Genomic DNA, 9100 nt, shown 5'->3' with positions numbered 1-9100 from the left:
TATTCTCTAGAAATAGAGAGAAAGAATTTGCTTGGCGACCATAGCGTTGCGGACCCACCTGACTCCATGCCGAACTCAGAAGTGAAACGCAATAGCGCCGATGGTAGTGTGGGGTCTCCCCATGTGAGAGTAGGACATCGCCAGGCTTTAATATCGTTTTTAGATTGTTCATTGTACGTATTTTATTGCTTACAAGTGATGTCTAAGAACAAAACTAAAATATAGCATCATTAGTATCAGACTAAATTTTAGTAAAGATTTGCGGAGAGATGGCTGAGTGGTTTAAAGCACCGGTCTTGAAAACCGGCGTGGGTTTATAGCCCACCTAGGGTTCAAATCCCTATCTCTCCGCCACTATTTAAGAAACCCGCTGATTTATCAGCGGGTTTTTTGCTATCTAGCGTTTGGTAAATTCAATGTTATTGCTTTCAAATCCAATGATAGTCGGTAATTAATGCCAATATAGGGTACGTATAGATCGCGTATCGGCTTTATCGTGTTTGATAAAATTCGTCTTATCTTCAATATCCAGACATAAAAAAACCGACATGTTAATGCCGGCTCTATTCTAAATTTTCTTATTTAAGCTCGTTGTGCTGCTTTTTGCGTTAATTCATCTTTCTCTGCATCAGACAAGAATGCCAACTCTAAGCCATTAGCTTGTGCTTGACGAATTTGCGCTTGAGACAGGCCAGCTTGCGGCGCAGCAACTTCGTATTCGTAAGGTAATTCAATTCCCTCGACTGCTGGATCATCGGTGTTCAGACACGCTAACACGCCGTGTTCTAGGAACTGTTTAATCGGGTGAGTTGCCAGTGATGCGACTGTACTGGTTTGAATATTAGAGGTTAGGCAAGATTCAATGCCAATATGGTGCTGAGCAAGGTAATCCATTAACTTTGGATCTTCGATAGCTTTAACACCATGACCGATACGAGTCGCGCCTAATTGTTGAATTGCCTGCCACATACTTTCAGCACCAGCGGCTTCACCAGCGTGGACGGTAATATTAAGGCCGGCATCTTTAACTTGAGCAAAGTGCTTCACAAAGCGATCACCAGGTTGACCTAGTTCATCACCCGCTAGATCAACGGCAACAATGTGGTCTTTTTGCGTCAAGATAGCATCCAACTCCTGTTGGCATGCATCGGTACCGAAAGTGCGGCTCATAATGCCAATAAGATTCGCTTTAATACCAAAGTCACGCATACCAGCTTGAACACCATCAACAACGGCTTCTACAACACCAGCAATAGGTAATTTGTGTTTCATAGCCATATAGTAAGGTGAAAAGCGTAATTCAGCGTAGTCGATTTGGGCGTTAAGCGCATCTTCCACATTTTCATAAGCGACACGACGACAAGCATCAAGATCACCAAGAACAGCGACCCCCCAATCAAGTTTAGATAGGAAAGCGATAAGAGATGGTTCAGCTTCTACGATTTGAACATGAGGAGTAAGAGCAGCAACATCGTAAGCTGGTAGAGCAACACCAAATTTTTGGCCTAAATCTAAAATAGTCTGAGTACGGATATTGCCATCTAAATGACGGTGTAAATCGGTCAGTGGTATGTTTTTGGTTATCATAGTCGTCATTCCAATAGTGTGATTTGTGCTAAGTATATGAATCAAACTACTGAGTGTCAGTACAATAAGCACCTTAAAACACGACTAATTGATGATAGTTACTTCATGTTAACTAAATTTGTTGGCCAATGATCATCGGGAACTGGGCTGTTGAACAAATAACCTAAATCTGACTTTTAATTATTTCCAGCGAGATATCGACAAGCTTTTATTGGTTTTGATTTATTGGCGACAGCAAGAGGTGTTAAACGCTGGCCGCCAATGTACTACCGCAAAATGTCGTCGAGTTCTAAATACCCTCAAAGATTCGCTACCTATGTTTCCTAAGGTATTCCCAGAAGTTAATAAAGCTCTTTAAGCTTTCTTGTTAAGGTGTTTCTTCCCCAACCTAATAACTTCGCGGCATCTTGCTTATGACCACCGGTATGTTCAAGAGCGGCTTCGAGTAAAATACGTTCGAATTCAGGTAGCGCATACGAGAGCAACTCTGAATCCCCATGAGCAAGAGCACTCTTAGCCCAACTCGCTAAATGATGTTGCCAATGGTCATCGACTTGGAGTGAGGCTGAAGAGGTATTTTCAGTCAGCTCACTTGGTAAATCGCTCGGTAAAATCTCACTGCCACTGGCCATTACAGTTAACCAACGACAAGTATTCTCAAGTTGGCGCACGTTTCCGGGCCAATCCAGTTTGGTTAGAGCTTCAACAGCACTATCGTGCAAGGTTTTCATCTCGACGCCAAGTTCTTCTGCGGCAGAATTGAGAAAATGCAGTGTGAGCTTTTCGATATCCTGCTTTCGTTCTCGAAGTGCCGGAATATGAATTCGAATGACATTTAAGCGATGGAATAAATCTTCACGAAAATCGCCTTTCTTTACTAAATTTTCAAGGTTTTGATGTGTGGCCGCAACGATACGAACATCCACCTTGATTGGCGAATGTCCACCAACGCGATAGAACTGGCCATCGGCAAGTACGCGTAACAGACGTGTTTGAATATCAAGTGGCATATCGCCAATTTCATCAAGGAATAACGTGCCGCCATTGGCTTGTTCAAATCGTCCTTGGCGAACATTACCTGCACCAGTAAATGCTCCTTTTTCATGGCCAAACAACTCAGACTCAATCAGGTCTTTTGGTATTGCAGCCATGTTTAACGCAATAAAAGGTTTTTTTGCTCTAGGACTATGACGGTGCAGGGCTTGGGCGACAAGTTCTTTACCTGTACCAGATTCTCCGTTGATTAGAACCGAGATCGACGAACGAGATAATCGCCCAATCGCACGAAAGACTTCCTGCATCGCAGGCGCCTCACCAATAATCTCAGGTGTTGCTGCGTTAGGTTCCTCTTCCTTTGCTTGATCTTGTCGTTGCTCTTGGCTATGAGCAATAGCACGCTCCACCAATGTGAGTGTTTCATCGACATCAAAAGGCTTTGGTAGATATTCAAATGCCCCTTGTTGATAAGCATTAACCGCTGCGTCTAAATCGGAATGAGCGGTCATGATGATGACAGGCAGTGTCGGTGAGTGTTCATGAACTTGATTAAGAAGTTCAATACCATCAATGCCCGGCATACGAATATCAGAGACAAGTACATCTGGGGTTTCTCGTTCAAGCGCAAGTAAGACACTTTCCGCATCGGAAAAGGTTTCGCACTTAATGTTCGCGGAAGAGAGCGTTTTCTCTATAACCCAACGAATTGAGCTGTCGTCATCAACGACCCAAACGTATCCTTTACTCATAAAATTGGTTCCTTACAGCCATGAGCTGTCATTTCAATGGGAAGGTAAATCGTAAAGCAAGTTCGCCCCGGCCAGCTTTCAACGTCTATTTTGCCTTTATGTTGATCAATGAGATTTTGAGCAATGGAGAGTCCAAGTCCGGTTCCTCCATCACGTCCGCTGACCATAGGATAAAAAAGCGTATCTTGAAGTTCAGATGGGATACCTGGACCGTTATCAATCACCTCAATTTTTGCGGCGAGCTTATAGCGTTGTCCGTGAATATTTGCTTGATGGACGGTTCTGGTTCGCAACTTAATTTTACCGTGACGCTGAGTTGCGAGGATTTGTCCTGCATTACTGGCAATATTCAGTAGTGCTTGTTCTATCTGGTCAGTATCGATTAAAAGATCAGGGAGGCTAGGATCATAATCTCGCTCAATCTCTATTTTCCCCTCAGCTTCTAGATCGATCAGCTGTCTAACTTTTTCTAAAACAAGGTGAACATTTTCGTATTTCTTCATACCCGGTTTTTGTGGGCCGAGTAATCGATCGACGAGTGCACGTAGACGGTCAGCCTGTTCAATAATGATCTGGGTATATTCTTTTAAGCTAGGATCAGGCAGCATGCGTTCTAGTAACTGCGCAGCTCCACGTAACCCACCTAACGGATTCTTGATCTCGTGTGCTAAACCACGAACGAGAAGTTTCGCCGCTTGCTGCTGTGCGTGTTGGTTTAGCTCTTGAGAGAGACGACGTTGTTGATCGATTTTTCGCATTTCGACCAACAACATTAATTCTTTTTGCCATTCGACAGGACTAGCTGTGACCTCGAGCATTAAAGGGCGACCATCGACAATCAAGGTTACGTCGCTGTCAGTCATGCTTTGTCCACTTTGTAACGGTTGTGTTATCAGAGACAACTCAATCGAAGAGTGCTGAATCAACTGTTTTAGTGGTTGGGCAGAAATGCGTTTTGCGCTTTGTGAAAAGAGCTGCTCTGCCGCAGGGTTGGCATAATGAACGTTTAGCTGTTCATCCATAATCAGTACAGCGGTGACTTGATGATTGAGGATAATATTATCCAATGCTCCATTCACTCGATATGCTCCCTTTATTGCCCATTCAGTTAGCGCACCAAAGTGGTGCAAAGACGGATTGAGTATGGCGCATCAGTACGCGGAGATGAAGAGAAAAAGCAGTGAAAGAGGAGATAATCTCTATTTACTGACCTTAATCGCACTCGCTCGTTTCAAATGCACAGTAATCGTTATAGACGATGCAATAACCTTGCCGAGAGAGACAACTTGAATAGAAATTTGATGCTTACCACGATCAATATTTTTTAGTATCCATCGTTGAGTGGTTTGTGGTGCTCCGTATGATGTGCCACCTAGGATTAGCTGCAATTGTTCATCTGGTTTGAGTTTACGACTTAGTTCTGTTGTGATGACAATTTCCCCTTGGTTATTTCGCAAGGTTTCATTTTGTCGCGGAGAAAGTATTTCAATATTGGTTGCTTCAGTTGCTTCAGCTGTGTCTCTATTTTTATGTAATGGTGTTTTTTTCTGCAGCTCTTCATCTGGTGTAGGGGTTAGGGGAAGTGGTTTATTTTCTAGGGTGATAGGCTGTGCATCTATATGTTGAGGATGGTCGTTAAAATGACGAATTCCTTTACTATCAACCCAGGTATAAATGGTTTGCTTTGATTGAGCGGAAGATAAAAAGCTAATCAGTAGCAAGCTCATGATTAGAATCGCCTTTGCTACATTTTTCATGGTGTTATCTCCTCCTCTCAATCTATGTTGGTCTTTCAGTGAATCATCATAAGTGTCCGCGATAGTCAGAACTGAGAAGAAAAAGAGAAAAAAAAGGCCCGCCTGCGAGGCGAGCCTAAGTAATCATGCAATCAACTTACACTGAGTAGTAAAGTTCAAACTCAAGTGGGTGTGTTGCCATGTTGATTTTCTCAACATCTTGCATTTTTAGCTTGATGTAAGAATCGATGAAGTCATCAGAGAATACGCCGCCAGAAGTTAGGAACTCACGATCTTCGTCTAGTGCTTTTAGAGCCACTTCTAGTGATTCTGCTACTTTTGGAATCTCAGCTGCTTCTTCTGCTGGTAAGTCGTACAAGTCTTTATCCATCGCTTCGCCTGGGTGGATCTTGTTCTTGATACCGTCAAGACCAGCCATTAGTAGACAAGCAAACGCTAGGTATGGGTTAGCTGCTGGATCTGGGAAGCGAGCTTCGATACGACGCGCTTTCGGGCTTGGTACCACTGGGATACGGATAGAAGCAGAACGGTTACGAGCAGAGTATGCAAGCATAACTGGCGCTTCAAAGCCTGGGACTAGACGCTTGTATGAGTTAGTTGATGGGTTAGCAAATGCGTTGATTGCACGAGCGTGTTTGATGATACCGCCAATGTAGTAAAGCGCCATCTCAGATAGGCCGCCGTACTTATCGCCAGCAAACAGGTTTTGGCCATCTTTGTTTAGAGACATGTGAACGTGCATGCCGCTACCGTTGTCACCAACAAGTGGCTTAGGCATGAATGTTGCTGTCTTACCAAATGAGTGTGCTACGTTGTGTACAACGTACTTGTAGATTTGGATCTCATCCGCTTTCGTTGTTAGCGTGTTAAAACGAGTTGCGATTTCGTTCTGGCCCGCAGTCGCTACTTCGTGGTGGTGAGCTTCAACAACAAGGCCCATCTCTTCCATGATTAGACACATTGCAGAACGGATGTCTTGTGATGAGTCAACAGGTGCTACTGGGAAGTAACCGCCTTTAACGCCAGGACGGTGACCTTTGTTACCACCTTCGAAGTCTGCGCCAGTGTTCCATGCTGCTTCAACATCATCGATCTTGAAGAAAGAACCAGACATGTCGTTTGAGTATTTAACATCGTCAAATAGGAAGAACTCTGGCTCTGGACCAACAAGAACAGTGTCAGCTAGACCAGTTGCACGCATGTAGTCTTCAGCGCGTTTTGCGATAGAGCGAGGGTCACGGTCGTAACCTTGCATTGTTGCAGGCTCAAGGATGTCACAACGGATGTTTAGTGTTGCATCTACTGTGAACGGGTCAAGAACAGCTGATGTTGCGTCAGGCATCATCACCATGTCTGATTCGTTAATGCCTTTCCAACCAGCAACTGAAGAACCATCAAACATCTTACCGTCTTCAAAGAAGTCTGCATCGACTTGGTGAGAAGGGATTGAGATGTGTTGCTCTTTACCTTTTGTATCAGTAAAGCGTAGGTCAACAAACTTAACTTCGTTTTCTTGGATCAGCGATAGAACGTTTTCAACTGACATCTTGGATAACCTCCAGTGTTATTAAAGCGGTAATGACTCGACGTATGCACTATAAAGTAATTTATCTCGCATTGATTAATTTTCTATTATTCATCATTAATCGATGCTGATTTCTCTTTAGCTAAAATCGTGCCAAAAAATATAATCCATTAATTTCAGTGCTTTATGTGTTTTCATCATTATTGAGTATAAAAAAACGCACCAAAATGATCATCAAATGCACTAACTTGGTGCGTTCGAGTTAAATTGCACCAAGATGCGACATCCTAGCAACCTATTCAGCCTATTAATTGCACAATAGTCAATGTGTATTGATCGGGGAATTGAGGAAAGTGACTAAAAATCAAGGGTACTTTTTGTCTCAGGCGTCAAAACACGAAAAAATGTTAGAAAAGCTCTGGAGTAGATCACATATTTCTATGCTTTTTGCTAGAATCTGGTACATTATGGTCGTTTTTTTAATCAGCAAATGTCGCTTGAGAACACCCGTTCTTTTACAAAGGGGCATTTCTTCTATTAAGTGAATAATAATCCATGGCTACTCCACAGATTGATAAACTAAGAAATATCGCGATCATCGCGCACGTTGACCACGGTAAAACCACACTTGTTGATAAGCTACTTCAACAATCGGGTACGCTAGAGTCTCGCGGTGAAGCTGAAGAGCGAGTCATGGACTCTAATGACATCGAGAAAGAGCGTGGCATTACCATCCTTGCTAAGAACACAGCAATCAACTGGAATGATTACCACATCAACATCGTAGATACTCCGGGACACGCGGACTTCGGTGGTGAAGTTGAACGTATCATGTCAATGGTAGACTCTGTACTACTTATCGTTGATGCGGTTGACGGCCCAATGCCTCAAACTCGTTTCGTTACTCAAAAAGCATTCGCTCACGGTCTTAAGCCAATCGTTGTAATCAACAAGATTGACCGTCCAGGCGCGCGTCCTGAGTGGGTTATGGATCAAATCTTTGATCTATTCGACAACCTAGGCGCAACTGACGAACAGCTAGACTTCACTACTGTATACGCATCAGCTCTAAACGGCTGGGCGACTATGGAAGAAGGCGAAACTGGCGAGAACATGGAACCATTGTTCCAAGCTGTTGTTGACAACGTAGAAGCTCCAAACGTTGACCTTGACGGTCCACTACAGATGCAAATCTCTCAGCTAGATTACAGCTCATACGTAGGTGTTATCGGTGTTGCTCGTGTTACTCGTGGTAGCGTACGTGCAAACCAACAAGTAACAGTTGTTGGCGCTGATGGTAAAAAACGTAACGGTAAAGTTGGCACAGTAATGGGCTACCTTGGTCTTGAGCGTCACGAAATTGAACAAGCTAACGCGGGTGACATTATTGCAATCACTGGTCTTGGTGAGCTGAAAATTTCAGACACAATCTGTGATCAAAACCACGTTGAAGCGATGACTCCACTTTCTGTTGATGAACCAACAGTAACAATGACGTTCCAAGTAAACACTTCTCCGTTCGCGGGTAAAGAAGGTAAGTTCGTGACTTCACGTAACATCCTTGAGCGTCTACAAAAAGAACTAGTACACAACGTAGCACTACGTGTTGAAGAAACTGACAACCCAGACCGTTTCCGTGTATCAGGCCGTGGTGAACTTCACCTATCTATCCTGATCGAAAACATGCGTCGTGAAGGTTTCGAGCTAGCGGTATCTCGTCCAGAAGTTATCATCAAGAAAGATGAGAACGGTGAACTTTCTGAACCGTTCGAAGTAGTAACTATCGACGTTATGGAAGAGCACCAAGGCGGTGTTATGGAGAAAATTGGTCTACGTAAAGGTGAGCTAACAGATATGGCTCCAGATGGTAAAGGCCGTGTTCGCATGGACTTTATGATGCCTTCTCGTGGTCTAATCGGTTTCCAAACTGAATTCATGACTCTAACTTCAGGTTCTGGTCTTCTTTACCATACGTTTGATCACTACGGTCCACACAAAGGTGGCGTAATTGGTATGCGTAACAACGGCGTTCTAATTTCAAACGCTACTGGTAAAGCACTAACTTACGCACTATTTAACCTTCAAGATCGTGGTCGTTTATTTACTGAGCACGCTGATGAAGTTTATGAAGGTCAAGTTATCGGTATTCATAACCGTTCAAACGACCTAACAGTAAACTGTCTGAAAGGTAAGCAGCTAACGAACGTTCGTGCATCTGGTACTGATGAAGCGCAAACTCTATCTCCAGCAATCAAATTCACACTAGAGCAAGCTCTAGAGTTTATTGATGAAGATGAGCTAGTAGAAGTTACACCAGAAAGCATCCGTATCCGTAAGCGTCACCTAACGGAAAACGATCGTAAACGTGCTGGTCGTGCTCCTAAGTAATTTACTTAGTTAGCCAAGATTGAAAAAACCCTGAGTTATTGATTAACTCAGGGTTTTTTATTGCCTCAAACAAAAGACGGTTGTCGATAGAGAAGAGT

Annotated in this window: 6 protein-coding genes, 1 tRNA gene and 1 rRNA gene; 3 read left to right on the top strand and 5 right to left on the bottom strand. The window is 43.4% G+C overall.

The genetic code is table 11. The annotated features are described in order from the left end of the window. The first annotated feature begins 30 nt into the window (after positions 1 to 30). Positions 31 to 146 (top strand): 5S ribosomal RNA (gene rrf, locus DZ860_RS08610). 117 nt (positions 147 to 263) lie between these two features. Further along, positions 264 to 354: transfer RNA gene (locus tag DZ860_RS08605), tRNA-Ser, on the top strand. A gap of 228 nt (positions 355 to 582) precedes the next feature. Here the strand turns inward: DZ860_RS08605 and add are convergent. From add to glnA, 5 genes are all read right to left on the bottom strand, one after another. After that, complete coding sequence (gene add, locus DZ860_RS08600; protein ID WP_120030523.1) at positions 583 to 1587, bottom strand: adenosine deaminase; 1005 nt, start codon at positions 1585 to 1587, stop codon at positions 583 to 585. Positions 1588 to 1928: 341 nt separating this feature from the next. Continuing rightward, on the bottom strand, positions 1929 to 3332 hold the full coding sequence (glnG, locus tag DZ860_RS08595; RefSeq protein ID WP_120030522.1) for a nitrogen regulation protein NR(I): 1404 nt from the start codon (positions 3330 to 3332) through the stop codon (positions 1929 to 1931). Next, positions 3329 to 4411 (bottom strand): nitrogen regulation protein NR(II), encoded by a 1083-nt coding sequence (gene glnL, locus DZ860_RS08590; protein ID WP_120030521.1) that lies wholly within the window; start codon positions 4409 to 4411, stop codon positions 3329 to 3331. Before glnL ends, glnG begins: the two co-directional genes overlap by 4 nt. Before the next feature lie 120 nt (positions 4412 to 4531). Next, positions 4532 to 5089: a DUF4124 domain-containing protein gene (locus DZ860_RS08585; protein WP_120030520.1), complete on the bottom strand. Its 558-nt coding sequence runs from the start codon at positions 5087 to 5089 to the stop codon at positions 4532 to 4534. 136 nt (positions 5090 to 5225) lie between these two features. After that, the gene (gene glnA, locus DZ860_RS08580; RefSeq protein WP_120030519.1) at positions 5226 to 6635 is read right to left on the bottom strand and encodes a glutamate--ammonia ligase; all 1410 of its coding nucleotides are present in this window, start codon (positions 6633 to 6635) and stop codon (positions 5226 to 5228) included. Positions 6636 to 7169: 534 nt separating this feature from the next. Between glnA and typA the strand changes: the two genes are divergently transcribed. Next, the gene (gene typA / locus DZ860_RS08575; RefSeq protein WP_120030518.1) at positions 7170 to 9002 is read left to right on the top strand and encodes a translational GTPase TypA; all 1833 of its coding nucleotides are present in this window, start codon (positions 7170 to 7172) and stop codon (positions 9000 to 9002) included. The last annotated feature ends 98 nt before the right edge of the window (positions 9003 to 9100 follow it).

The sequence above is a fragment of the Vibrio sinensis genome, from assembly GCF_003605645.1.
GTDB lineage: Bacteria > Pseudomonadota > Gammaproteobacteria > Enterobacterales > Vibrionaceae > Vibrio > Vibrio sinensis.
This window is presented reverse-complemented; position numbering and strand designations above follow the sequence as displayed.

Bases quoted from the DNA above. Each gene is read 5' to 3' on its own strand.
- DZ860_RS08585 (WP_120030520.1), bottom strand. From the start codon at position 5,089: ATGAAAAATGTAGCAAAGGCGATTCTAATCATGAGCTTGCTACTGATT.
- add (WP_120030523.1), bottom strand. From the start codon at position 1,587: ATGATAACCAAAAACATACCACTGACCGATTTACACCGTCATTTAGAT.
- glnG (WP_120030522.1), bottom strand. From the start codon at position 3,332: ATGAGTAAAGGATACGTTTGGGTCGTTGATGACGACAGCTCAATTCGT.
- typA (WP_120030518.1), top strand. From the start codon at position 7,170: ATGGCTACTCCACAGATTGATAAACTAAGAAATATCGCGATCATCGCG.
- glnA (WP_120030519.1), bottom strand. From the start codon at position 6,635: ATGTCAGTTGAAAACGTTCTATCGCTGATCCAAGAAAACGAAGTTAAG.